Below are 23,689 nucleotides of genomic sequence, written 5' to 3' on the forward strand. Positions count from 1 at the left end.
TGCGGCATCCTGTTCGCCCTGGTCGAGTTCTTCCACTGGCCGCTGCCCGACGGCGATCCGGCCCGCCCGTGGTCCGGGCGGGCCGTCAGAGGCGTTCGGGGACCGGGTTGCCGACGGCCTCGATGGCACGGCGGACCGGGACCTTCAGCAGGACGACGAAGCCGATCACGAAGAACACCAGCAGCGAGATGATCGCCGAGCGGTAGCTGCCGGTGAGCTGGTAGGCGAGGCCGAAGACGAGCGGGCCCATCCAGCTGGTGCCGCGGTCGCTGATCTTGTAGAAGCTGAAGTACTCGGCCTCCCGGCCCGGCGGTATGAGGTGGGAGAAGAGGGAGCGGGAGAGCGCCTGGCTGCCGCCGAGCACCAGGCCGATCATGCAGGCCAGGACGTAGAACCAGACGGGCTGGTGGGCCGGCATGAAGTAGCCGAGGGCGAGGGTGACGACCCAGCCGACCAGGGAGCCGAGGATGGTCCGCTTGGCGCCGTACCGGTGGGCGATCCGGCCGAGCAGCAGGGCGCCGCCGATCGCCACGACCTGGACCAGCAGCACGGCGGTGACCAGCGAGGTCTGCTCCATGCCGAGTTCCTCGCTGCCGTAGAGCGAGGCCTGGGAGACGACGGTCTGGATGCCGTCGTTGTAGCAGAGGAAGGCGGCGAGGTAGAGCAGGGTCAGCGGGTGCTCGCGCATGCCGCGCAGGGTGCGGGCGAGTTCGCGCAGGCTGCCGCCGACGGGCTTGCCGTCGGGCTTGCCGCCCTCGGCGGCGGAGGCCTCCGCGGCCGGGGCGATGCCCGCCCGGGAGGGCAGCCGCAGCATCGGGACGATGGTGAACAGCGCCCACCACAGGCCGGCCGAGGCGAGGCAGATCCGTACGGCGGTGCCGGAGTCCAGGCCGAACGCGTCGTGGCCCTGGAACAGCGCCAGGTTGGCGATCAGCAGCAGCCCGCCGCCCGCGTAGCCGTAGGCCCAGCCCTTGGAGGAGACCTTGTCGCGCTCGTCGGGGGAGGCCAGGCCGGGCAGGTAGGCGTAGGAGAGCGCGACCGAGACGGCGTACGAGATGTTGGCGACCACCAGCAGCGCGCCGCCGAGGAGGTAGCGGTCGCCGCCGAGGAAGAACATCCCCATCGTGGCGAGCGAGCCGATGTACGCGAAACCGCACATCAGCTCCTTGTGCCGCCCGGTGCGGTCGGCGACGGTGCCGCTCAGCAGCATCACGGCGACCGACAGCAGCACGGAGAAGGACACCGTGTACGGGAAGAACGATCCTGCGCGGATCGTCAGGCCGAGCGGGTGCACGTTGCCGGCCGCGTCGGCGGCCTCCTTGGCGACGGTGGTCAGGTACGGGCCGAGGAAGACCGTCAGGACGGTGGCCGAGAACGCCGCGTTGGCCCAGTCGTTGATGTACCAGCCGAACTGCATCCGGCGCAGGGACCGCCCGTCGTCGGCGGGGGCCGGGGTGGACGGGGCCGGGGTGGCGGAGGGGTCGGTCGGTGGGTCGTCCGGCTGGTGCGTCGCCGGGTTCGTGGTGCTCATGGGGTTCCCATCACCGTGCTGGAGCCCGTGCTGCCGTCCGTCCAGCAGCCGCGCTCGCCGAGGACGTCCCGCAGGACGTCGATGCGATCGGCCATGATGCCATCCACACCCAGGTCGAGGAGAGCCCTGATCCGTGTGGGATCGTCCACAGTCCAGACGTGCACCTGGAGGCCGAGCCGGTGGGCGGTGCGGACGAAGGCCCGGTCGACGACCCGTACGCCCCGGTGTCGCTCCGGCACCTGTGCGCACAGCCCGGCGAAGGGTGCCCCGGGTGCGGAGGGCCGCAGGAACGATTCGGCCAGCGAGCGCAGTCGGAGCCGCGCCACCTCGCGCGGGCCGAGCGAGGTGGCCAGCCGCGGACCGGCGGCGGCGCGGACGGCGGCCAGCCGGGAGTCGGAGAAGCCGCCGACGCAGACCCGGTCCCAGGCGTCGGTCCGGCGGATCGCCTCGACCAGCGGGCCGACGGCCGGTGCCGCCTTGACGTCGATGTTGAAGCGGGCCCCGGGGAAGGCGCCGAGCAGGTCCTCCAGCAGCGGCACCGGCTCCGTCCCGCCGATCCGGGCCCGCCTGACGGCCTCCCAGGGCAGCTCCGCCACCGCCCCCGCGCGGTCGGTGACCCGGTCGAGGCGGGAGTCGTGGAAGGCCACCAGGACGCCGTCGGCGGTCGCGTGGACGTCCGTCTCCAGGTAGCGGTACCCGAGCGCGACGGCGGCCTCGAAGGCGGCGAGGGAGTTCTCGGGGCGCCCGAGGTCACCTCCCCGGTGGGCGAAGGCGAGCGGCCCGGGATGGTCGAGGAAGGGGTGCATGTGGTGCTCCGAGCTGCGGACCAGTACCAGCGCGTTACAGTATTACGTACCCTGTCAAGCAGTAACGATGTGGTCTACCGCCGGCCCTCCCCGCGCGGGGCGACCTGCACGACGGCGTGCCGCCCGTCGGTGCGCCACGGCGTCCCGGTGCCGTCGAGCCGGGCCAGGGCCGCCGCGTCCAGGCCGACGACCACGTCCGACTTCAGCGTCCGCAGCGCCGCCACGGCCGAGGGGAAGTGCCCCGCCGCCCCGGCGAACGGGGTGGTCGGCGGCCAGAGCCGGTCGCCCACCAGACGGCGGTAGTTGAGGTCCCCCTTGACGATCGTGAGCGCCGCACCGGCGAACTCGGCGCGCAGGTCGGCCGGCAGGTCGTGGAACGGCAGCGGCGCGCAGAAGAACGGGTGCGTACGGACCTCGAGCGCGCCCCCGCCCAGCGCCCGCCACAACCGGCCCCCGACCGCCGCGGCGGCCGGGAAGGGCGCGCCGCGCAGCCGCCCGACCGCGGCGAGGACATCGGCCATCGTCGCGTCCGACACGAAGTACGGCTGCGGCTTCACGTACAGCACGACCCGCGCCGCCAGGCCGTGGGTCAGCAGATGGTCGATCAGCACCAGGTCCGGCAGCAGCTCCCGGCCCGCGTTGTCCGCCACGACGCACACCGGGCCGCCCTCGCCCCCGGCCCGCTCCAGCGCGGCCCGCAGCAGGGCGCCGTCGTCGGCGGCCAGGTCCGGGGCCGCCGCCCCCTCCGCCCCCGCGGTGATCCGGAAGCTGAGGTCCGCCCGGTTGCCCCACAGCGCGGAGGACACCAGCGCCCGCGCCCGCCGGGGCTCCGGCAGGCCGTCGAGCCCGTCCAGCGCGGCCAGCTCCTCGTCCACCGCCGCTCCGCCCAACTCGGCGCCCTTGAAGGGCGCGAAGGGATCGACGCCCTGCCACGCGCCGGGCCGGAAGTACCCGGTGGCCTCCAGCAGCCGGCGGTAGAAGTAGCTCTCCGCCCACAGGAACGGCGCCTCGCCCCACGGCCGGCCCCACAGGCCCTCGCCCCAGGCCAGCCACCGCTCGCCGTCCGGGGCGTCCGGCCCCAGTGGCTCCAGCACCCCGGCGGTGCTCTCCGCCAGCAGCCGCTCGACCGCCGCCCGCTCGCCGGGGCCGTACGGCAGCGCGTCGAGCACCTGCCGGACGAGCCTCGGGTGGCGCTCGTGGAACACCCCGTGGGCGAAGGAGCCGGGGACGTCGCTGCGGATCACCGGCGGAGCGCCCGCCGGGCCCGGGCTCGACGGGCTCGACGGGCTCGACGGGCTCGACGGGGTCGACGGGCTCGACGGGGTCGGCTTCGACAACACGATGGGGGCTCGTCTCTCTCGTCCTCGACGGCCGGAGCCACTGGCACGGCCGGGTCCGGGTGGGCCCGGGACCAGGTGGGGCCGAGTCTAGGACGTGTCGGTCAGCCGCCCCCTCCGGCGCGGACGTCCCGGCGCAGGCCGAGGATCTCCGCGACGGCGTCCAGCCACCGGGCGAGCAGCTGGTCGCCGTCCACGGTGGTGACGGTGGTGGCCGCCGAGCCCAGCCAGTCGCGGGCGAGCCGGGCCGGCTCCGGGCCCGGCAGCGGCTCGGCGAGGTCCGCGGCGTAGCGGGCACCGCCGCCGCGCACCACCTCGGCGAGGAAGGCGATCGACCGGGGGAGCACCCCCAGGCGGTCGGCGGCCAGGGCGGCCGCGATGGCGCCCTCGCCGAACAGCGCGGACCGGTGCGGGCCGGCGAAGGCCAGGCCGTAGCGGAGCATGGCGGGGACGTCGAGCTGCCGCAGTTCGTCGTCGCCGCGGGGGCGGAACCGGTCGTCGGGGTTCATCGGACCGTCACCGTGTAGGTGTTGCGCACGACCTGTTTCCTGTTCTCTTCGGTGGGGGCGGGGAGGTTGCAGTAACCGCGGAAGCAGTTGAGGAGGGTGACGGCGGTGGTCCCGCGGCCCTTGGCCTCGAAGGTGTAGAAGCGGGTGCCGCCGACGCCGTCCGCCGTCCTCGACCGCTCCGGGACATCGAGCTTCTCCTCGATCTGCGCCGCGACCGCGGCGTCCGGGGCCGGGGCCACGACGCTCCAGCGGTCGCCGATCGAGGCGTTGTCCGGGACGGCGATGGTGAAGCGCTCGCCGACCGCGACGCTGACCGAGCGCTCCTGGGCGTCGAGAACCCGGCCCCGGTTCGGCCCGTCCTGCCCGCAGGCCGTCAGGCCGAAGGCCAGAACGGCCACCAGCGCCGGCACCCGCACCAGAGCCGGCACCCGCACCAGAGCGGGCACCCGCGTCCGCACGCGGGCCGGAGCCCGCACCGGCGTTCCCGTCGACATCCGTACCACCCCGGTCACTTCGGGAGGTGGACGGCGTAGGCGGTGGGCAGCCGGTCGTCCGAGGCCCCGGCCATGCGGCCGTTGACGAAGTCGTCCTCGCTGACCCAGGTGGTGGTGCCCCACGGGTTGTAGATCTGCAGCATGTCGCCCTCCTGGCCGACGATCATCATGGCGTGGCCGGAGCGCTTGCCGTCCTTGTCGTAGCCCTCGACCCCGACCGGCACCGGCTTGCCGTCGGCGACGGCCTTCTCGATGTCCGGCAGCAGTTCGCGCCGGGCGTCGGAGTCCGGCATCGGCTTGTAGTCGAAGTCGGCGCCGGTGTGCGGGCTGACCTCCTTCTCCAGCACCTTCTCCTTGCCGTCCGCCCCCATGCCGTCCCAGTTCGCGCCGCCGCCGCCCTCCTCGTGCACCCGGTGCTGCTCGGCCAGCAGCCGCTGCCGGAAGGCCGCCGGGTCGTCCTCCTGGCCGGACGGGCCGCCGGTGAGGTCCAGCGCGTAGAGCGGGTCGACCATCGCCCGGGCGGTGACGGTGGAGGAGGCGACGCAGGTGCCCTCGGTGTCCGCCTGCTGCCAGGCGGCGCCGTCGAAGGTCACCCCGTCGGTGTTGACGTTGGAGCCGTTGTCCCGGTGCCCGCCGCTGGTGGTGTCGTCGTCCTCGGTGTACACGGGCGTCAGGTGGGTCCGGAGCCACTCCGGGTCCTTGCCGTGGATCTTGCCCTGGAAGGCGCGGATCTCGTCCAGGTTGTGGCCGGAGGCCAGCGCCTTCATCAGATAGGCGCGCTCCTGCGGGGACTTGGAGTCGGCGAGCAGCTTCTCGAAGTCCGCCCGGTCCTTGTCGTTCATCTTGTCGAGGTACTCGCCGGACCGCTTCATGTCGTTGGCGGTCAGCAGCTCGTTCAGCTCGGTCGGACCGTCCGGACCGGAGGTCTCGGCCAGCACCAGCTTGTCCGCGGCGGTGACCCCGTTGGTCTTCATCCGGCCCGCGCGGGCCTCGGAGGCCAGCTTGTTCAGGTCGCGGGCCGCCGCCCGGGCCGCCTCGTCGGCGCGCTTGGCGGCGCTCAGCATCGCGTCGACCTGGGGTATCGCGGCCTGCTGCGCCTTCTTGCGGGCCGCCTCCTCGTCGTCGTCCTCGAACCAGTCGTCGAACCAGCCGTCCTCGCCGCCCAGCGAGCCCAGCACCTCCTGCAGGGCGGACCGTGCGGCGCCGTCCTGGCCCTGGGCGTTGCGCAGCGCGTCCGCGAGGCGGAGCAGGGCGATCCCGCCGTTGTGGAGCGCGGTGGTCTGCTGGTCGACGGCGCGGGCGGCGGCCGCCACCACCTCGCCGGCCTTCGCGCCGGTGGAACCGGTCCAGACGTCCGGCAGCCCGGAGGTGGCGACCGCCTGGACCTCCTGGTGCAGCTGGTCGGAGTCGGCTGCCGCGTTCTTGTAACGGTTGCCGGTGGCCTCGATGGTGCCCGGGTCCCCGACCGGCGCGTGGACCGCGAGGGCGCCCTTGATCGCCGAGATCAGGTCGTTCTTGCTGTCCGCCGAGCGGACGTCCTTCAGCCGTTCGCCCAGCGCCTTGCAGCGCTGCGTGGTGGATTCGCCTGCCATGGCGGCTCGTTCGCCCCTCTGTTCCCGTTGCGCGTGGTGCCGTTCCCGCCGTTGCCCGGCGGGAGGGCGTCGGTTGCCCGCTCGGCCGCTCGGCCGCTGCCGGCGAGTCGCGGCGTACGCCGGTGGGCGGGCCCGCCCGATCGGGCCTCAGCCGAAGGGCCGGTACTCGCCGCTGCCGGAGGCGGCCACGAGGCTCTTCACCACGGCGCCGTCGGCCGACTGGTAGCCGGCCGAGGAGCCGCGCACCTTGCCGGCCAGCTCGCTCAGCGCGCTCTTGATCGTCGCGGTCTCCGCCTGCCAGGCGGTGCTGAAGTTCCGGTACGCCGGGTCGACGTCCTCGCCCCCGAACACGTCCGGGCCGTAGCAGACCGGATCGCTGATCGCCGTGCCGATCGTGTCCTCGTCCCCGGAGGCCTTGTCCAGTGCCTTCGCCTGGTCCTCGGCCCCGCCGGCCCGGATCGCGTACCCCGACCCCTGCGCCATGGTTCACCCCTCGTGCGTCCCCCGTGCCGTCCGCGCGACGGCGTCCGAGCACCCTACGGGCCCTCCGTCACCCGGGCAATTCGTATCGTGCCTGGTGGGGGCGCTGTTGCCGATTCATGACACACCGTCGACCGGCCGGTGACCGGGGCCGCCCGCCCGGTGTACGGGGCCGCCCGCCCGGCGAGCGGCGCGGCCGTCCGGTCAGCGCGGCGCCGGTGTCCCGTCAGCGGTGACAGCGTCCTGCCCGCGGCCTGTCCGCTCGCTGCCGGTGTCCTGCAAGTGGCGTGCCCCAGGCTGGTGTCGGAACAAGGCAACCCATGGGAGGTCACCATGTCGAACAGCATCCGTCCGCGCCGCGGCCCGCGCACCACCTCGGTCCTGGTCTCCGGTGCGGGGATCGCCGGCACCGCCCTCGCCCACTGGCTGAACCGGTACGGCTTCCGCGTCACCGTCGTGGAGCGGGCCCCCTCGCTGCGCGGCGGCGGGCAGGCCGTGGACATCCGTGGCACCGCCCTGACGGTGATCGAACGGATGGGGCTGCTGGAGGAGGTCCGGGCCCGGCGCACCGGCCTGCTCGGAATGTCCGTGGTCGACGGGGACGGCCGGGAGCTGCGCCGCACCACCGAGTGGACGGCCACCGGCGGGCCGATCGGAGGCCCCGACGTGGAGATCCTGCGCGACGAACTCGCCGAGCTGATCGTCGGAGCGGAGACGGGCACCGAGCAGGGGACGGGCACCGGACCGGAGGCGGGCGCCGGAACGGCCGGGCCCGGCGTCGAGTACCGCTTCGGCGACTCGATCGAGACCCTGGTGCAGCACACGGAGGGCGTCGACGTCCGGTTCCGCGGCGGTGCCGAGCGGTCCTTCGACCTGGTCGTCGGCGCCGACGGCCTGCACTCGAACACCCGCCGCCTCGTCTTCGGCCCCGAGGAGGACTACCTCCAGCCCATCGGCACCTACGTCGCCGGCTGGAGCGCGCCCAACCACCTCGGCCTCGACCGCTGGGAGGTCGCCCACCAGGACGGCGACGACCCGAACTGGTTCTGCATGGCGATGACCGTCCGCGACAACAGCGAACTGCGGGTCTTCGTCGGCTTCCACACCGACGAGCCGCTCGCCGACATGCTCCCGCGCGACCCGGACCGGCAGCGCCGGCTGGTGGCCGAGCGCTCCGCCCACGCTCGCTGGGCGCTGCCGGACTTCCTCCGCGCGATGTGGGAGACCGACGCCTTCCACTACGACGTCATCGCCCAGATCCGGATGGAGAGCTGGTCCAAGGGCCGGGTCGCCCTGCTCGGCGACGCCGGCTACTGTTGCTCCCCGGCCACCGGTCAGGGCACCAGCGTGGCCCTGACCGCCGCCTACGTCCTGGCGGGCGAACTGCACGCGGCCGACGGCGACCACCGCACGGCCTACCCGGCCTACGAGCGGCGGCTGCGCGACCACGTGGCCGCCAACCAGGCGATCCTCGAACTGACCGGGGACCGGAAGGCCCGGTCCGAGACCGTCGCGAACCTCGGACCGGCCGACCCGGCGCTGGAGGCGGTGTTCCGGGCGGCCCTGGACTACGACCTGCCGGTGTACTGACCGCCCGTCACACCCCCGCGCGCCGGCCCGTGCCGGGCGGCCCGCAACCGGCCGTCCGGACACGGCCGTCCGGGCACGGGCCGCCCGGCCGCGTCGGCTACTGCGCGACCGGTGGGGAGAGCTCCGCGGCCAGCCGGCACAGCTCCGGGCCGTACTCGGGGTTGGCGAGCGCGGCGGCGAACTGGGCGCGCAGGTAGGCGGCCGGGTTGCCGGTGTCGTACCAGGTGCCGGCGATGACCTGCCCGTAGACCGCGCGCCGGGCCGCGTAGGCGTTGATGGCGTCGGTCAGGTACACCTCGTCCTCGGGCTTCTCGTGCCAGCGGAGCGTCAGTTCGCGCAGCTCGTCGACGATGCCGGGGGTGATGACGTAGCCGCCGATGGCCGCGTACGAGGAGGGGGCGTCGACCGGCTTCGGCTTCTCGACCAGGCCGGTGATCCGCAGCGAGCCGCCGCCGAGGTCCTCCTTCACCACCGGCACGCCGTAGCGGTAGGAGTCCTCGGGCTCCATCGGCATCAGCGCGAGCACCGGCGCGTTGGTCTGCTCGTACGCCCGGATCAGCTGCTGCGCGCGGGGGACCTCCGCCACGAAGACGTCGTCCGGCCAGAGCACCAGGCAGGGCTCGTCGCCGAAGTGGCGGGCGGCGTTGAGCACCGGGGTGCCGTTGCCGTACGGGCCGTGCTGGTAGAGGTAGCTGATGTGGCCCTTGCGGGACAGCTCGCCGACCTCCTCCACCGCCGCCGCGAAGGCCGCCTTGCCGTCCCTGCGCAGCTGTTCGACCAGGACGGGGTTGGGGCGGAAGTGCTCCTGGATCAGCCCCTTGTCGCCGTTGACGACGATGGTGATGTCGGTGATGCCGCTCTCGATCAGCTCGCGCACGGTGTGCTCGATCACCGGCTTGTCGCCGACCGGGAGCATCTCCTTCGGCGTGGCCTTGGTCAGCGGCAGGAGGCGGGAGCCGAGGCCGGCGGCGGGGATGACGGCTCGGCGGATCGTCCTGGGGGCCATGTGACGCTCTCTCGTTTCGTCGGTGGTGCAGCGCCGTGGTGACGCGGCGTCACGACCGACGCTATCAAGGCTCGGCGTCACGTTCAGTGGACGGCTGTCGTACGGGAGTTGGACCCCCGGCGGCCGTCCGCTGTCGCCCCCCCCGGCAGGCATCGCCGGACCTCGCCGTACCTCGCGGGCCGCAGCCGTGCCCGGCCCGGGGCCTTGCGCCCGCGGCCCGCGGCCCGTGGCGTGTGGCAGATTCTCCGTCGGAGGATGTCGAGACCGCGGCGCCCGCTCCGACCACCCGTCGACAGCGGCCCCGCGAGGGCCCCACGAACCCGAGGAGGACGAGATGAAGTTCCTGATCAGCCTGCACCTGAACCCGGCCGTGCTGGACGCGCTGACGGACGAGGAGAAGGCGGCGATCGGCGCCGGGCACGGCCGGTTCATCGAGGAACTGAAGGAGTCCGGCGAGCTGATCCTCACCCAGGCGCTGGTCGACCCGTCGCAGGCCGCCGTGGTGACCGTCCGCAACGGTCAGCCGGTGGTGACGGACGGGCCGTTCCTGGAGGCCAAGGAGTTCCTGGGCGGCTTCTACCTGGTCGACTGCGAGGACAGGGCGCGGGCGATCGAACTGGCCGCCCGCATCCCGGACTCCGCGATCGAGGGGCTGGGCGTCGAGGTGCGCCAGGTGATGTTCTCCGACGGACACTTGGAGGCATGACACAGCCGGACTTCGAGGACCTGCTGCGTGGGCTCACGCCGCAGGTCCTCGGCACGTTGGTACGACGGTACGGCCGCTTCGAGGGCTGCGAGGACGCGGTGCAGGAGGCCGTCCTCGCCGCCGCCGTGCAGTGGCCGTCCGAGGGGGTGCCGGACAACCCGCGCGGCTGGCTGGTGACGGTCGCCTCGCGGCGGCTGATCGACCGGCTGCGCGGCGACCGCGCGCGGCGCGAGCGGGAGTGGGCGACGGCGGCCGCCGAGGTGGTGCCGCAGGAGGTGCCGGACACCGACGACACGCTGCTCCTGCTGTTCCTGTGCTGCCACCCGGCGCTGACCGCCGCCTCGCAGACCGCCCTGACGCTGCGGGCGGTCGGCGGACTGACCACGGCCGAGATCGCCCGCGCGTTCCTGGTGCCGGAGGCGACGATGGCGGCCCGGATCACCCGGGCCAAGCAGCGGATCAGGGCCGCCGGGGGCTCGTTCGGGGAGCCCGGGCGGGCCCTGCCGGTGAAGGAGCGGGAGGAGCGGCTGCGGGTCGTCCTGCAGGTGCTCTACCTGATCTTCAACGAGGGCTACACCGCCTCCTCGGGCGGCGAACTGCACCGCCCGGACCTCGCCCGCGAGGCGATCCGGCTGACCCGGACGGTGCGCGCCCTGCTGCCGGAGGACGACGAGGTCACCGGGCTGCTCGCGCTGATGCTGCTCAACCACGCCCGCCGCGCGGCCCGCACGACGGCCTCCGGCGACCTGGTGCCGCTGGCCGAGCAGGACCGCGCGGCGTGGGACCGCGAGCTGATCGAGGAGGGAACGGCGCTGGTCAAGGCGGCGCTGGCGGGCCCGGGGCTCGGGCCGTACCAGCTCCAGGCCGCGATCGCCGCCACCCACGCCGACGCGGCCACCGCCGAGTCCACCGACTGGCGGCAGGTGTACGCCCTGTACCTGATCCTGGAGCGGATCGCCCCCAACCCGATGGTCACCCTCAACCGGGCGGTCGCCCTCGCCGAGACCGCGGGCCCGCGGGCCGGACTGGACCTCCTCGCCACCCTGGACGCGGACTCCCGGATGACCGGCCACCACCGGCTGCTGTCCGTCCGGGCGCACCTGCTGGAGCGGTCCGGCGACGCGGCGGGGGCGTACGAGCACTACCGGCGCGCCGCCCGGGGCACCGCGAGCCTCGCGGAGCGCCGGTACCTGGAGGCGCGGGCCGCCCGGGTGCGCCCGGCCGGGTGACCCCCGTCGGCTCCACCTCCCGGTCGCGCCGCGCCCCGGTGGAGCCCCGCCACGGTGGAGCCCCGCCCCGCCGTGACAGCGGCCTGGCAGGGCGCCGACGGCACGCCGACAGCCGGCCGACAGCGCCCGGTGGAAACCTCGGTGACGCCCGATCAGCACGTCGAACGAGAGAGCCGCCCGTGCCCCGACCCCGCCTCGCCACCGCCCTCCGCGCCGCCACCGCGGCCATCGCCGCGCTCCTGCCGGCCGGTCTGACCCCGGCCACCGCCACGGCGGCCGTGCCCGGCCCGCCGGTGCCGCGACTGGAGTGGCGGCAGACCTGCGCCGTGCCGCTGCCCGGGCCGGACCGGTTCGACTGCGACACCGCCCAGGTGCCACTGGACCACCGGGCCCCGCAGGGGGAGACCATCCGGCTCGCGCTGATCCGCCACCGCGCCACCGACCCGGCGCACCGCATCGGCACGCTGTTCTTCAACCCGGGCGGGCCGGGCATCCCCGCGACCCTGGCGCTGCCCGCCGTGTACGGCCTCTTCCCCGCGCGGGTGCGCGAGCGGTTCGACATCGTCGGCTTCGACCCGCGCGGCGTCGGCGGTTCCACCACCCTGGACTGCTTCCCGGACCCGGCCGCCGAAGCGGGCCTGCTCGCCGGGCTGCCGGCGGGCTTCCCGGTCGGCCCGGAGCAGCAGTCCGTGTGGGCCGGCACCTACGCGCGCTTCGGCCGGCAGTGCGCCGAGAGCGACCGGACCGGCCTGGCCGCCCACCTGTCCACCGCGGACGTCGCCCGCGACCTGGACCTGCTGCGCCGGGCGGTCGGCGACCGCCGGCTCAGCTACCTGGGCACCTCGTACGGGACGCTGCTCGGCGCCACCTACGCCAACCTGTTCCCCGACCGGGTCCGCGCGATGGTGCTGGACAGCGCCGTCGACCCGGTCGCCTGGACGACCGGCCGCGGCCCGGGGGACGGGGCACTCACCCCGTTCCTGCGCACCGGCAGCGACCTCGCCGCGGCCCGGGCGCTCGACGCCTTCCTCGACGCCTGCGCCGCCGCCGGCCCGGAGGGCTGCGCCTTCGCGGCGGGCGACGCCCCGGCGACCCGTGCCAAGTACGCCCGGCTGCTCGACCGGCTGCGCCGCACCCCGGTCGCGGTCGGTCCGCCGCAGCAGGCCGTGACGTACGACCTCGCCTCGGCGGTCTCGGCCGTCTCCACCCTGCTGTACACGGCCCAGCCGGTGGCCGGGCTCCCCGACAGCGGCTGGCCGGCCCTGGGCACCAGGCTGCAGCAGCTGTGGACCGCCCCCGACGCCCCGCCGTCGGCCGCGCCGACCGGCGGGGCACCCGGCCAGGCGCAGACCCTCGGCGCCCTGTGCGCCGACGCGGCCGGCCCGCCCGCCGGTGCCGCGTACCCGCCGCTGGCGGACCTCGCCGAGGCGCGCTCCGGCGCGACGGGCCCGTACTGGGTCTGGCAGACCCAGCGCTGCGCGGCCTGGCCCGCCGAGGCGGCCCGGGACCGCTACGAGGGGCCGTGGGACCTCCCGACCTCCGCGCCGATCCTGGTGGTGGCCAACACCGGTGACCCGGCCTGGCCCTACGAGGGCTCGCGCGCCCTGGCCGACACCCTCGCCCGCGGCCGCCTGCTGACCGTGGACGGCTACGGCCACACCGTCCTCGGCAACCCGAGCGGCTGCGCGGCCGGCTACGAGGAGCGCTACCTGATCGCCGGCCGGCTGCCCGCGCGCGGCCAGGTCTGCGCGCCGGACAGTCCGCCGTTCCCGGCGCGGGCCACCGAAACCGGGGCGACCTGACCGGGCCCGCCCCCCCGTGTGGGCCTGCGGCCCCCGGCCCCGGCCCCCGGCCCCAGGGGCGGAGGGCCGCGGCCGGTCAGCCCTTGCCGCCGGCCTTCAGCACCTGTGCCGCGGCCACGCCCGCCGCGCTGAAGCCGTGCCCGCCGCCCTCGACCTCGGCGGCGACGGCGAGGTCGCCGCGGTAGGCGATGAACCAGCTGTTGGTGGCCTGGCCGCCGGCCTCGACCGTGCCGGTCTTGGCGCCGATCTGGCCGGACAGTCCGGCCATCGGGGTCCGGGCGGTGCCCTGGGTGGCGGTCCTGGCCATCATGGCGCGCAGGTCCCGGGCGACGTCGGCGGGCAGCCGGCCGGGCGCCGCCACCCGCTTGGCGTCCTCCCGCAGCACGGGCTGGCGGAACGTTCCGCTCTGCACGGTGGCGGCGACGGAGGCCATCAGCAGCGAGTTGACCTGGATCCGGCCCTGGCCGATGTACGCCGCCGCGGCCTCGTCCCTGTTCCCGGGCGCCGGGATGGTGGCGTCCCGGCTCGGGACGCCGATGTGCCACTCCAGCCCGAGGCCGAACTGGTCGCGGGCCACGGTGGCGAGGGTGCCGGGCTGGAGCTTCTCCAGGCCCTTGTCGATGAAGCCGGTGTTGCAGGAGTGGGAGAAGTCGTCGGCGAGCGTGTAGGACGGGAAGTCGCCGCTCTCGTCGTTGTGCCAGGCGCGCGGGGAGTAGGTGGTCTCCTTGCACGGCACCACGGTGTCCGGGCCCACCCCGGCCTCCAGCAGGGCGGCCGCGGTGATCACCTTCATCGTGGAGCCGGGCGCCTGGCCGCCCGCGATCGCGCGGTTGAAGCCGCCCTGCGGGGAGTAGGCCATCGCCAGGATGTGGCCGGTGCTCGGCTGGACGGCCACCAGCGAGGCCGGATTGCCGTTCGCCGACTGCTGCTTGACCGCGTCCTCGGCCGCCTGCTGGAGGTCGGCGTCCAGGGTGAGCTTGACCTGCGGGGCGCTCTGCGGGGTCAGCACGAACAGCTGCTCCGGCTCGCTGCCGGCGCCGGCGGCGCCCGAGAGCACCACGGCCCGGCCGGTGACGGCGGTGGCGCCGTCCGGCGGGGCGATCTGGGGGAGCACGGTGCGCAGCGACGGGAAGGCGTCGAGCGGCCTGCCCTTGCGGTCGACGGGTTTGGCCGCGCCGTTGGGCAGGGCCTTCACCGCGATGGTCCGTCCCGGAGCGAGCTGGGGGTGGATCACGGACGGTTTCCAACGCACCACGGGCCGCCCGTCCCGGGAACGGACGAAGCCGAGCAGGCCGTCGTACTCCCAGGCGTTCGGGGTGTCCTCGAACTCGGCCTTCACCCGGAAGCCGACGGCCGGCTCGGACGGGCTGTCGGACTTCGCGGCGCCCGTCCCGGTGAGGGCGAGCGCGCGGGGCGCCACCTGCTCCTGGAACGCTGCCAGGGCTGCGCGGGCGGTCTCCGGGTGGTCCGTCAGGGCGGCGGCGGCCGGGAGGTCGCCGCGGCTCCAGGCCGCCAGGAACTCGGTGGCCGCGGCCTCGGCCTGCGCGGCGGTCGGCGGGTCCTGCGGGGTCTTCTCCACCGCGCCGGCCGCCTGGTGGCCGTTGCCGGACGGGCCGTTGTCGGTCACGGCGTTCAGCACGTTGTAGGCGCCGTAGCCGCCGACCGCCAGCAGGGCGGCGAACACCCCGCCGGCGGCCACCAGCACGACCCTGCGCGCGGTCGGGCCGCGCCGGCCCCCGTCGCCGTCCCCGTCCTCCTCGTCACCGAGGACGGCCGGCTCGGCCAGGTCGTCCAGATCGTCCAGGTCGTACCCGTCGTCGGCGGCGCCCCGGTCGTACTCCCGGCGGCCGTCGTGCCGGTCGTCCCTGTGTTCCTCGAACACGCTTCCATCCCCCCTGCGATCCTTCGTGTGCGGCGGGCACACCCCCTCCGGCATGTCGGCCCGCCGGCCCGATGGCCGGACGACGGTCCGTTCGGGCGCGGATCAGCCTATGCGGAGAGGGGTGGGCGGTCGACCGTCCGACCGGCCCACCCCACTGATGCGGCGCGCGCCCGGAAGGTTGCAGGCGCCGTCAGACCCAGGGGTCGGTGAAGGAACGGCCGGGGACGGGCTTGGCGATCAGGGCGATGGGGGTGAAGAAGCCGACCTGGCCGATGGCGAGCATCAGCGTGGTCAGCGCCTTGTCGTCGTAGTGCCCGGCGACCTCGGCGTACAGCGCGTCCGGCACCCGTTCACCGTGCGGGGCGGGCTGGAGGACGGCCTCGACCAGGGCGAGCGCGGCGCGCTCGGGGGCGGTGAAGTACGGGGAGTCCGGCCAGCCCGCCACCGAGGCGATCTGCTCCTCCGAGGCCCCGGCCTTGCGGAGCAGGCCGGTGTGCAGGACGGTCAGGTAGGTGCTGCCGGCGATCTGGCCGGCCCGCAGCTGGACCAGGCCGATGGTGGTGCGGGGCACGGACCGGTTGCCGGTGGCCCGGAACAGCGCGGCCGAGACCTCGGCGATCTCGGGCACGAGCTCCACCGGGTCCTGGGCCATGCGCGGGCGCGGCGGGACCTCGGCGGTGATCGGTCGGGTGTTCATCGTGGCGTTCCTCTTCTCGCGGGTGAACCGTGCGGTCACCGGTCCGACGGATCGCGGCGCGGATGTGTGACAGCCGGAGCCGCCGAGTTTCGCCCGGAGTGTCAGGACCGCCCGGTGCCCTACGCGCCGGCGCCCCGGCCCAGCACCGCCGGCGTCGGCCCGTCCGGCCGTACGGTGATGCTGTACGCCGCCCCCGTCGGCCGGGAGAGGAACGTCAACGGCCCCATCGGCAGCAGGAGTTCCAGCAGCGCCGTGGACTCGCGCAGCGCGAACCGGGTGCCCAGGCAGGCGCGGGCGCCGAGGCCGAACGGGAAGTAGGCGCCGAGCTGCCCGGGGCGGTCCGCGCCGGGGGCGAAGCGGGCGGGGTCGAAGCGCTCCGGGTCGGGCCACAGTGCGGGGTCGCGGTGGGTGAGGAACGGGCAGACCAGCACGTCCGTCCCGGCGGCGATGCGGTGCCCGGCGAGGACGTCGTCCTCGACGGCGTGCCGGGGGAGCAGCCAGGCGGAGGGGTAGAGCCGCAGCGTCTCGCTCACCAGCGCCTGCGGATCGGCGGACCGGGCCCCGGGGTCGCGGTCGAGCAGCAGGAAGAGCCAGGTGAGCGTGGTGGCCGTGGTCTCGTGCCCGGCGACGAGCAGGGTGACCAGCTCGTCGCGGATCAACCGGTCGGTGTACGCCGGGTCCTGTGCGCCCGCCTCGATCAGCACCCGGAGCACGCCGGGCTCCTCGGTCGGGCCGGCCGAGCGCGCCGCGTCGATCGCGGCGTGCGCCACCGCGTCGATCCGGGCGAGGTCCCCGGCGACGGCGTCCCGGGCGTCCGCCGCGTTGGTCGGCAGCGTCGGCATCGCCGCCACCACCCGTTCCACCGAGCGGAGTTCGTTGTCCGTGTGATCGTCCAGCGGCAGCCCGGTGAGCGCCCGCCAGACGGTGTCCAGGGCGAAGCCGCGCATCTCCTCGGCGACGTCGAAGACCTCCCCGGTACGCCGGTAGCCCTCCCAGCGCTCGGCGGTGCGGTGCGCCGCCGCGGCGATCCGCCGCTCGTAGCGGCGCATCCCGGTTCCGGTGAACTGGGACTGCAGCAGCCGCCGTTGACGCTTCCAGGGCTCCCCGGCGGCGGACAGCACGCCGTCCCCGACCAGCATCCGGGCGCGGTGGGAGCGCTTGACGTACCGGTCCGGGTGGTGGCCCAGGACGTGCTGCACCGCGGCCGGGTCGGTGACCAGCACGGTCGGCGTCGGGCCGAGCCGGAAGGCGGCGACGCCGCCGACGCCGCGCTGGGTGCGGGCCAGCAGGTCGACGAGCTGCGCCTCCTCGGCCCGCCACTGCTCGACGGCCTCGGCGGCCAGCTCCGGTACCGGGCGGGTGTCCGTGCTCACGGGGTGCTTCCTTCCGGTCTGCTGACGGGGCGTCCGTGCCGGATCCGACTCTATGTTAGGGCAGGCTCGGCCCGGGTTGCGCCGACCGGGCGGCGGGCCGGCCGTCATGCTCGACACCGCGCAGCGGCTCGCGCTGGACTGGCCCGGGGTGCGGGAGACGCCGCTGCCGGAGGAGGGCGCCGGGACGCACTTCCGGTACCGCTACGAAGGCCTGCGGCTGCTGGCGCAGTCCGACAACCGGATGTTCCTGATCCCGCGGCGGTGGATCTGGGCCACCGGCAACGTGCTGGTCCTCCCGATCGACTCCGGTGTCCGGGTGGCCTTCCACGCCGGCTGAGCGCCCACCCCGCACACGGCTGCGCCGCGGTCCGTCCCCCTCGACGGACCGCGGCGCAGCGGCTTCAGTGGGCTTCGGTGTGCCCCGGGGTCGTCAGCGCGGCCCGGTCACACCTGCTGCCAGAGCGCCGGGACGATCGGCGGCTCCCAGCCGACCTGGGCGGTGTGGGCCTGGAGGCAGCGGTAGCTGACCCCGTTGTAGGTCACGACGTCGCCCGCCTGGTAGGTGGTGCCGGGCGCCCAGGTGCCGCCGGGGTTGGTCGGGCCGTTGCCCACCACCAGGGAGAAGCTGGTGCCGTGGGTGGCCGTGCCGGTCCCGGTCAGGGTGATGGTGTAGGTGCCGGCCGCGGTCGAGGCGGAGGTGGCGACGGTGAGCGTCGCCGAGCCGCCGGACTGCACCGAGGACGGGCTGAAGGAGACCGTCACGCTGGCCGGGGCGCCCGAGGCGGTCAGGTTGACCGTCTGGGCCGAGCCGGAGGTGGTCGTGGTGGCGACCGTCGCGGTGGCGCTCTCACCGGGCTTGACGGTGGCGGTGGTCGGGTTCACCGAGAGGGAGAAGTCGTCCGCGGGTGCGGTGCCGCCGACCGAGGTCTTCCACAGGGTGTACGCCACGCCGTCCGCGTTGCGGTTCAGCACCGTCGCGTCGACGTTGCTGGTGGTGTCGCAGGAGGAGTGGTAGCAGGAGTCGTAGGAACGGCCCGCCGTGCCGCCCCACTTGGCCGCCTGCGCCGAGGTCTTGGTGGCGTCGGCGCCGGCCGCGTAGCCCGAGGTCGGGATGCCGGCCTGCTGGAAGGAGTAGTCGTCCGAGCGGCCCTGGCCCTCGACGTTCTCCTCCGGCTTGAGGTTCAGCGAGTCCCAGTAGGCCTTCATCGGCGCGGCGGCGGCGGAGTTGAGGTTGTTGATGAAGTAGCCGGCGTTGGGCGAGCCGACCATGTCGAAGTTGTAGTACGCCTTGATCGCGGAGCGCTGGGCGGAGCCCAGCTGGCCGACGTAGGACTGCGAGCCCTGCATGCCCTGTTCCTCGCCGGTCCACCAGGCGAACCGGACGTGCCGGGTCAGGCTGGGGTTCTGCTGGGCGAGCACGAGCGCGTTCTCCAGCAGGACGGCCGAGCCGGAGCCGTTGTCGTTGATGCCGGGGCCGGCCGAGACGCTGTCCAGGTGGGCGCCGAACATGGTGACCTGGTCGGCCGGGCCGCCGGGCCAGTCGGCGATCAGGTTGTTGGACTGGTAGGAGCAGGAGGTGCAGGTCTGCTCGGTGACGCTGTAGCCGGCCGCCTGCAGCTTGCCCTTGATGTACGCCAGCGACTGGCTGTGCCCGGCGCTGCCCGCCCGGCGGTTCCCGCCGTTCTGGTTGGCGATGCTGTTCAGCTGGGTCAGGTGGGCCTGCACCTTGGCGACGTCGATGTCGGGCGCGGGCCCGCCGGGGTTGCCGCCGCCGCCGACGGTGAGGCTGTACTGGGCGGTGTGGGTGGTGCTGCCGGCGGTGCCGGTGACGGTGATCTGGTACGTCCCGGCCACGGCCGCCGCGGAGGCGGACAGGCTCAGGGTGGAGGACGAACCGGCCTGCACCGAGGAGGGGTTGAAGGTCGCGGTGACGCCGGACGGCAGGCCGGAGGCGGTCAGGGCGACGGTCGACGCGGTGCCCGAGGTGACGGCGGTGCTCACCGTGGAGGTGGTGGTCGCGCCGGGCTGGACGGAGCCGGACGTCGGGCCGAGCGACAGCGAGAAGTCGTTGTTGCCGGACGGCGCGCAGGTCGGGTCACCGCTCTGGGCGGGAACGCTGACGGCGTCCCAGGCGGCCTTCGCCCGGTTGAAGAAGGTGCAGGTCGGGTCGAGGCTCTTGGCCGCGGTCAGGGTGGCGGTGCGGTACCGCTTGTAGGTCATGCCGCTGGTCTTGAGCAGCATGCCGCCGTAGAAGACCCGGCCGGCGTCCTTGATGCCGATGCCGGTGACGGAGGAGTTGTTGCAGGTCGGGCTGGTGGGCTTGCCGCCGCCGGGGTTGGAGCCCTCGGCGAGCAGGTAGAACCAGTGGTTCAGCGGCCCGGCCGCGGCGTGCTCCTCGGTCTGCGGGATCGACGCCGAGTAGCAGTTGGGGTTGTTGCTGACCAGCGACGGGTTGTACATGTTGCGGATCGGCCCGTTGCCGACCAGGTTGATCATCTCGCCGACGGTGTAGTCCGGGGAGTCGTACGGGGCGGGCTCGTTGGCGTACGCCTCGGTCAGCGCGCCCATGATGTCGCCGGTGGCCTCGCCCAGCCCGGACTCGTTGTTGGCGCCGCCGGGCGTGTACTGGTCGATGCCGTGGCCGAACTCGTGGCCGACCACGTCGATGGCGGCGATCCACTTGTTGGCCTGGCTGTGGCCGATGGATATCGTGGAGCCGTCCCAGTAGGCGTTGACGTCGCTGAGGCCGACCTTGACCGGCCAGCTGCCGCCGTTGCCGTTGTGCCCGTTGCGACCGAGCCAGTCGCGGAGCATGTCCCATTCCTTCTGGGCCGCGAACATCGAGTCCGCGCAGCCGGTCTCCTTGCTGGTGGCGCTGCCGGTGCCCCAGGAGTCGCTCGACTTGGAGAACACCTGTCCGGTGCTGTAGTCGGAACAGGACAGCCCGGGGCGGTTGGGGTCGCGCAGCGAGTAGGAGCTGCCCGAGCCGGTGGTGCTGATGGTGACGGGGGAGGGGCCGTTCCACTCGCTGTTGATGGTGCCGGCGCGCACGTCGTCGTAGCTGTCGACCACCTCGCCGGTCGCCGCGTCGACGAAGACGTGCAGGGTGCTGGGCGCCGAGGCGGTGCGGCCCTTGAGGACGGTCTCCCAGGCGAGCCTGCTGCTGCCGTCCTTCACCCGGACGACCAGTCGGCGGGAGTCCACCGAGTCCACCGTCGCCAGCTTGGTGCGGGCGGTCCGTTCCGCCTGCTCCGCGCTCACCTGCGGCGTGGTCGAGCCGCCGACCGGGCCGGGGGCGGCGGACTGCAGGGCGCGGACCTTGCCCTGCCCGTCGGCCAGCACCACCGCGTCGCCGCCGACCACCGGCAGGCCGCGGTAACTGCGTTCGTACGCCACCGAGTACAGACCGCCGACCCACGGGGTGACGGCCTTGCGCTCGTACGTCTCGTCGGGGCCCTTGGCCAGGGCGTCCAGTCCCGCCGCGGCCGCGGCGTCGGCCGCGTTGACGGCGGCGGCCAGCGCGCTCGGCGGCGCGGGAGAGGGGGCGGGTGCGGCGGTGGCCGGCCCCGCGGTGGCGGCGATCATGCCGGCCAGTACGGTCAGGGTGGTCGCCGTGGTCAGCAACCGGCCTGCGGAAACTCTGCGTTGCATCGAGGCTCCTCGCATGTGGGGGTCCTCGACCGCGGACGGGCATGGCTGGTGGCGCACCGCCGGGCCGCTACTGGGGGACGGCCGGGGCGGGCCGTCCGCGCTCGGGTGCCCGAACCCTCACACGGCGTCATGCTCGGGTCAATGCCCGGTGCGCTCCGGGCAACGGGTTGGCAAATTCCGTCAAGCCCGCCGCCCCGGCTTTGCGTCAAGCTGGGGTTTTCCTCAAGTGGTTGAGACCACGTCATGTACGGGACGGGTGGCGATCGAGTACCGTCCTCGTCATCGGAGTCGTCGGAACCACTGGAATCGTCGACAGGCCCCGCGACCGGCCGGGGGACGATGCGCCCGGGGAGGAAGCCGTGCAGCGGAACCGGGTGGCCCCCGCGTCGGCGGTGTCGCCGGACGACCGGGGGCAGGACGCCTGGCGGGAGTTCGGCGCCCGGTTGCGGCACTGGCGGCGGCGGGCCGGCCTCACCCAGGCGCAGCTCGGCGCCGGCATCGGCTACGACCACACGGCGGTCAGCAAGATCGAGCACGGGGCCCGCCGGGTCACCCCCAGGGTCGCCGACCGGATCGACGACCTCCTCGGTGCCGCCGGCGAGTTGAGCGCCGCCTGCCAACGCGCCGAGAGCGCCGAACTGTGCGATCTGGAGGCCTTCTCGCCCGCCCTGCTCCGGCCCCCGCTGCCGGGCGGGGCACCGGTCGGCCCGCCCGTCGCTCTCCCGGCCCCCGCCCCGCTGCGACTGCCGGACTACGGCCTGCTCTGCCCGCTGCACGGAGCCGAGGGCTGCGTGGTCCCCGAGCCCGGCGAACTCGCGGCCCTGCACGCCGAGTTCTGCGCCGCTTCGGTGCTCGCCGACCCGGCCGCCGCCCGGCCGCTGGACGGCCTCACCGTGCACGCCCTGACCGGGCTGCTCGCCGCCCACCTGCGCTCGGGCGAGACCGGCGACCGGCCCGGCCTCGCCGCCGCCGTCGAACGCACCCTGCACGCCGTGCTCGCCCGGCTCGCCGCCGCCCCCGCCGCACAGCGCGGTCCGCTGGTCCGACTGGCCGCCGAGCACGCCCACGCGGCCGGTGCGCTGCGGATGCAGAACGGCCGCAACGCCACCGCGATGGCCTGCTACGACCGGGCCCTCACCTGGGCCGGGCTGGCCGGGGACCAGGCCACCCAGGTCGGCACCCTGAGCGACATGAGCATCCTGGCCCGGCTGGACGGCGACCCGCTCGCCGCCCTCGGCTACGCCCGCGAGATCGAGCGGGTGGCCCCGGACCGGCACTGGGCCGGGGCGATGGGGCGGGTCAGCCGGGCCCGGGCGCACGCGCTCACCGGTGACGTGCGGGCGACCGTCCGCCAGATCGGCCTGGCACGGGCACACCTGGACCACATCGGCGCGCAGGACGAGCTCGACGTGCCCTGGCTCTCCATCGCCTCGATGCGGATGCGGGTGGAGTCCGCCGCGGCGGCCGCGCTGCGCGACCTCGCCGTCGCCACCGACGACCCCCGGCTGGCCCGCCGGGCGCTGGACGCCACCGAGACCGCCCTCGGCCTGCTCGGCCCGGACCAACTGCCCTCCAGTCGACTGCTCTTCGTCGTCCGGGCGGCCGACTGCCACGTCTGCGCGCACGATCCGGCGACGGCCGTGGAACTGCTCGGCCCCGCCCTGGAGGCGACCGGCGCGACCGCGCTGCCCGCGCTGGTCGAGTACGAGTTGCGCGGTCTGCGGGACCGTCTCGCGGCGCACGCGCCCCGTGCCGCACGCCGATTGGCGGAGCCGGCCCGCTCCTGACCCGGTTCGCCTCCGGCCCGCTCGGCCCCCGGCCCGGCCCGCTGTCCCGGCGCTCGTGGCGAGGGCCGCCGGGTTTGGCCGGATCGAGAGCGGCGCAGGGCGGCGCAGAAGGGGCGCACATCGGCGCTCACTGGCCTGCAGAGCCGCCACCGCGCACCGTCAAGTCCCGCTACTTTTCGAAAATGCGCCCCCTTTGCGCCGTCCAGACGTCAACTTCGTGCGCGTATAGTCCGCCGATCGGGTCATTCATGGAGTTAACACGTCGAATGACTGTCACGGCGCGCGTCTGCCGCTAGAGTCTCTGACGTTTCCAGTCGTTAGTCCGCGAAGAACGGGGGGCGCGTGCTGTCAGCCATTGCCCGCCGGCTCGCCCATCCGCTGCTGCTCCTGGGTGTGCTGTGCACTGCCGTCGCAACCCTGCACTTCCACTGGGCGTCGGACCGGGTCTCCCCGCTCTTCCTGGTCGCCGTCCTCGGCTACCTCGCGCTCCTGGAACGGGTGATCCCGTACCGGACGGACTGGCACCCCAGCCGACGTGAACTCGGCTGGTACGGCGTCTACTTCGTGCTGAGCATGGTCGGCGGAGGGCTGGCCCAGGGGCTGGTGGCGACGCTGGTGGAGACGCTCGGCCCGGCCCACCCGGCGCTGCCCTTCGCGGTGGAGATCCCACTCGCGCTGCTGGTCGGCTCGCTCGGCGACTACCTCGTGCACCGCTGGTCCCACCGCAACCGGTGGCTCTGGCGGCTGCACGGGGTGCACCACGTCCCGGACAAGGTCAACGTCGCGAACAACGGCGTCAACCATTTCCTGGACGTGTTCGTCGCGCAGTCCGTGGTCCAACTGTCGCTGGCGCTGATCGGATTCTCCCCGGATTCAGTGTTCGTGGTCGGAATATTCGTCCTGGCTCAGGGGTATTTCGTCCACGCCAACATCGAAGTCCGAATCGGCCCGCTCGGCCACATCCTGGCCGGGCCGGAACTCCACCGCCTGCACCACAGCACCGACCTCGCCGAAGCCGGCCACTACGCCTCCGACCTCTCGCTCTGGGATCACCTGTTCGGGAGCTTCACCTGGCGGCCGGGCCGAGTGCCGAAGGCCGTCGGCCTCACCGACCCGGCCGCGTTCCCCGCCACCGGCGAACTCGGCGCCACCCTGCTGCACCCGTGGCGCCGGCCGAAGACCACCGAACAGTCCGTCTGAACCAGGCCGGAGAGGCC

19 protein-coding genes are annotated in these 23,689 nt (G+C 74.3%); 7 read left to right on the forward strand and 12 right to left on the reverse strand.

The window, feature by feature from the left end:
• Positions 1 to 85 precede the first annotated feature (85 nt).
• The 7 genes from ACWD4P_RS22650 to ACWD4P_RS22680 form a co-directional block, all read right to left on the reverse strand.
• The gene (locus tag ACWD4P_RS22650) at positions 86 to 1,531 is read right to left on the reverse strand and encodes an MFS transporter (RefSeq protein ID WP_449780811.1); all 1,446 of its coding nucleotides are present in this window, start codon (positions 1,529 to 1,531) and stop codon (positions 86 to 88) included.
• Positions 1,528 to 2,337: a glycerophosphodiester phosphodiesterase gene (locus ACWD4P_RS22655; RefSeq protein ID WP_359831382.1), complete on the reverse strand. Its 810-nt coding sequence runs from the start codon at positions 2,335 to 2,337 to the stop codon at positions 1,528 to 1,530. Before ACWD4P_RS22655 ends, ACWD4P_RS22650 begins: the two co-directional genes overlap by 4 nt.
• A 74-nt stretch (positions 2,338 to 2,411) precedes the next feature.
• Complete coding sequence (locus tag ACWD4P_RS22660) at positions 2,412 to 3,581, reverse strand: damage-control phosphatase ARMT1 family protein (RefSeq protein ID WP_359831384.1); 1,170 nt, start codon at positions 3,579 to 3,581, stop codon at positions 2,412 to 2,414.
• A 197-nt stretch (positions 3,582 to 3,778) separates the two neighbouring features.
• The gene (locus ACWD4P_RS22665; protein WP_449780812.1) at positions 3,779 to 4,183 is read right to left on the reverse strand and encodes a hypothetical protein; all 405 of its coding nucleotides are present in this window, start codon (positions 4,181 to 4,183) and stop codon (positions 3,779 to 3,781) included.
• Positions 4,180 to 4,677 (reverse strand): protease inhibitor I42 family protein, encoded by a 498-nt coding sequence (locus tag ACWD4P_RS22670; protein WP_449780813.1) that lies wholly within the window; start codon positions 4,675 to 4,677, stop codon positions 4,180 to 4,182. Before ACWD4P_RS22670 ends, ACWD4P_RS22665 begins: the two co-directional genes overlap by 4 nt.
• Before the next feature lie 14 nt (positions 4,678 to 4,691).
• A complete protein-coding gene (locus ACWD4P_RS22675) occupies positions 4,692 to 6,269 on the reverse strand; it encodes a peptidoglycan-binding protein (protein ID WP_359821044.1) in 1,578 nt (525 codons plus the stop codon).
• Positions 6,270 to 6,416: 147 nt separating this feature from the next.
• Positions 6,417 to 6,752: a hypothetical protein gene (locus ACWD4P_RS22680; protein WP_359821041.1), complete on the reverse strand. Its 336-nt coding sequence runs from the start codon at positions 6,750 to 6,752 to the stop codon at positions 6,417 to 6,419.
• A gap of 330 nt (positions 6,753 to 7,082) precedes the next feature.
• Between ACWD4P_RS22680 and ACWD4P_RS22685 the strand changes: the two genes are divergently transcribed.
• Entirely contained in the window at positions 7,083 to 8,339 is a 1,257-nt protein-coding gene (locus ACWD4P_RS22685; protein ID WP_449780814.1) for an FAD-dependent monooxygenase, read from the forward strand.
• A 97-nt stretch (positions 8,340 to 8,436) separates the two neighbouring features.
• On the opposite strand, the gene ACWD4P_RS22690 is transcribed toward ACWD4P_RS22685, so the two are convergent.
• The gene (locus ACWD4P_RS22690) at positions 8,437 to 9,345 is read right to left on the reverse strand and encodes a UTP--glucose-1-phosphate uridylyltransferase (RefSeq protein ID WP_359821036.1); all 909 of its coding nucleotides are present in this window, start codon (positions 9,343 to 9,345) and stop codon (positions 8,437 to 8,439) included.
• 334 nt (positions 9,346 to 9,679) lie between these two features.
• Between ACWD4P_RS22690 and ACWD4P_RS22695 the strand changes: the two genes are divergently transcribed.
• The 3 genes from ACWD4P_RS22695 to ACWD4P_RS22705 all read left to right on the forward strand — a co-directional run bounded on the left by ACWD4P_RS22695 (position 9,680) and on the right by ACWD4P_RS22705 (position 13,082).
• Positions 9,680 to 10,051 carry a YciI family protein gene (locus tag ACWD4P_RS22695; protein ID WP_359821034.1) on the forward strand — a complete coding sequence of 124 codons (372 nt, stop codon included), beginning with the start codon at positions 9,680 to 9,682 and terminating at the stop codon, positions 10,049 to 10,051.
• Entirely contained in the window at positions 10,048 to 11,280 is a 1,233-nt protein-coding gene (locus ACWD4P_RS22700) for an RNA polymerase sigma factor (RefSeq protein WP_449780815.1), read from the forward strand. Before ACWD4P_RS22695 ends, ACWD4P_RS22700 begins: the two co-directional genes overlap by 4 nt.
• A gap of 179 nt (positions 11,281 to 11,459) precedes the next feature.
• Complete coding sequence (locus ACWD4P_RS22705; protein ID WP_449780816.1) at positions 11,460 to 13,082, forward strand: alpha/beta hydrolase; 1,623 nt, start codon at positions 11,460 to 11,462, stop codon at positions 13,080 to 13,082.
• Between the two features lie 76 nt (positions 13,083 to 13,158).
• Here ACWD4P_RS22705 and ACWD4P_RS22710 read toward each other — a convergent pair whose 3' ends face one another.
• The 3 genes from ACWD4P_RS22710 to ACWD4P_RS22720 form a co-directional block, all read right to left on the reverse strand.
• On the reverse strand, positions 13,159 to 14,964 hold the full coding sequence (locus ACWD4P_RS22710; RefSeq protein ID WP_449780817.1) for a penicillin-binding transpeptidase domain-containing protein: 1,806 nt from the start codon (positions 14,962 to 14,964) through the stop codon (positions 13,159 to 13,161).
• 190 nt (positions 14,965 to 15,154) lie between these two features.
• Entirely contained in the window at positions 15,155 to 15,661 is a 507-nt protein-coding gene (locus ACWD4P_RS22715; RefSeq protein WP_359821026.1) for a carboxymuconolactone decarboxylase family protein, read from the reverse strand.
• Positions 15,662 to 15,780: 119 nt separating this feature from the next.
• A complete protein-coding gene (locus tag ACWD4P_RS22720; RefSeq protein ID WP_449780818.1) occupies positions 15,781 to 17,034 on the reverse strand; it encodes a cytochrome P450 in 1,254 nt (417 codons plus the stop codon).
• Positions 17,035 to 17,140: 106 nt separating this feature from the next.
• On the opposite strand from ACWD4P_RS22720, the gene ACWD4P_RS22725 reads away from it, so the two are divergent.
• Positions 17,141 to 17,371 carry a hypothetical protein gene (locus tag ACWD4P_RS22725; RefSeq protein WP_449780819.1) on the forward strand — a complete coding sequence of 77 codons (231 nt, stop codon included), beginning with the start codon at positions 17,141 to 17,143 and terminating at the stop codon, positions 17,369 to 17,371.
• A gap of 107 nt (positions 17,372 to 17,478) precedes the next feature.
• Here the strand turns inward: ACWD4P_RS22725 and ACWD4P_RS22730 are convergent, their stop codons facing one another.
• A complete protein-coding gene (locus ACWD4P_RS22730) occupies positions 17,479 to 20,685 on the reverse strand; it encodes a M28 family peptidase (protein WP_449780820.1) in 3,207 nt (1,068 codons plus the stop codon).
• A 359-nt stretch (positions 20,686 to 21,044) separates the two neighbouring features.
• On the opposite strand from ACWD4P_RS22730, the gene ACWD4P_RS22735 reads away from it, so the two are divergent.
• Both ACWD4P_RS22735 and ACWD4P_RS22740 read left to right on the forward strand, forming a co-directional pair.
• On the forward strand, positions 21,045 to 22,472 hold the full coding sequence (locus ACWD4P_RS22735) for a helix-turn-helix domain-containing protein (RefSeq protein ID WP_449780821.1): 1,428 nt from the start codon (positions 21,045 to 21,047) through the stop codon (positions 22,470 to 22,472).
• Positions 22,473 to 22,814: 342 nt separating this feature from the next.
• Positions 22,815 to 23,672 carry a sterol desaturase family protein gene (locus ACWD4P_RS22740; protein WP_449780822.1) on the forward strand — a complete coding sequence of 286 codons (858 nt, stop codon included), beginning with the start codon at positions 22,815 to 22,817 and terminating at the stop codon, positions 23,670 to 23,672.
• The last annotated feature ends 17 nt before the right edge of the window (positions 23,673 to 23,689 follow it).

Source organism: Kitasatospora sp. NPDC002543 (assembly GCF_053594915.1).

What these genes read in the sequence shown, in the direction of transcription:
- ACWD4P_RS22690 (WP_359821036.1), bottom strand. Translation starts at nt 9,345, where the DNA reads ATGGCCCCCAGGACGATCCGCCGAGCCGTCATCCCCGCCGCCGGCCTC.
- ACWD4P_RS22685 (WP_449780814.1), top strand. Translation starts at nt 7,083, where the DNA reads ATGTCGAACAGCATCCGTCCGCGCCGCGGCCCGCGCACCACCTCGGTC.
- ACWD4P_RS22650 (WP_449780811.1), bottom strand. Translation starts at nt 1,531, where the DNA reads ATGAGCACCACGAACCCGGCGACGCACCAGCCGGACGACCCACCGACC.
- ACWD4P_RS22695 (WP_359821034.1), top strand. Translation starts at nt 9,680, where the DNA reads ATGAAGTTCCTGATCAGCCTGCACCTGAACCCGGCCGTGCTGGACGCG.
- ACWD4P_RS22670 (WP_449780813.1), bottom strand. Translation starts at nt 4,677, where the DNA reads ATGTCGACGGGAACGCCGGTGCGGGCTCCGGCCCGCGTGCGGACGCGG.
- ACWD4P_RS22730 (WP_449780820.1), bottom strand. Translation starts at nt 20,685, where the DNA reads ATGCAACGCAGAGTTTCCGCAGGCCGGTTGCTGACCACGGCGACCACC.
- ACWD4P_RS22700 (WP_449780815.1), top strand. Translation starts at nt 10,048, where the DNA reads ATGACACAGCCGGACTTCGAGGACCTGCTGCGTGGGCTCACGCCGCAG.
- ACWD4P_RS22680 (WP_359821041.1), bottom strand. Translation starts at nt 6,752, where the DNA reads ATGGCGCAGGGGTCGGGGTACGCGATCCGGGCCGGCGGGGCCGAGGAC.
- ACWD4P_RS22675 (WP_359821044.1), bottom strand. Translation starts at nt 6,269, where the DNA reads ATGGCAGGCGAATCCACCACGCAGCGCTGCAAGGCGCTGGGCGAACGG.
- ACWD4P_RS22665 (WP_449780812.1), bottom strand. Translation starts at nt 4,183, where the DNA reads ATGAACCCCGACGACCGGTTCCGCCCCCGCGGCGACGACGAACTGCGG.
- ACWD4P_RS22725 (WP_449780819.1), top strand. Translation starts at nt 17,141, where the DNA reads ATGCTCGACACCGCGCAGCGGCTCGCGCTGGACTGGCCCGGGGTGCGG.
- ACWD4P_RS22655 (WP_359831382.1), bottom strand. Translation starts at nt 2,337, where the DNA reads ATGCACCCCTTCCTCGACCATCCCGGGCCGCTCGCCTTCGCCCACCGG.
- ACWD4P_RS22715 (WP_359821026.1), bottom strand. Translation starts at nt 15,661, where the DNA reads ATGAACACCCGACCGATCACCGCCGAGGTCCCGCCGCGCCCGCGCATG.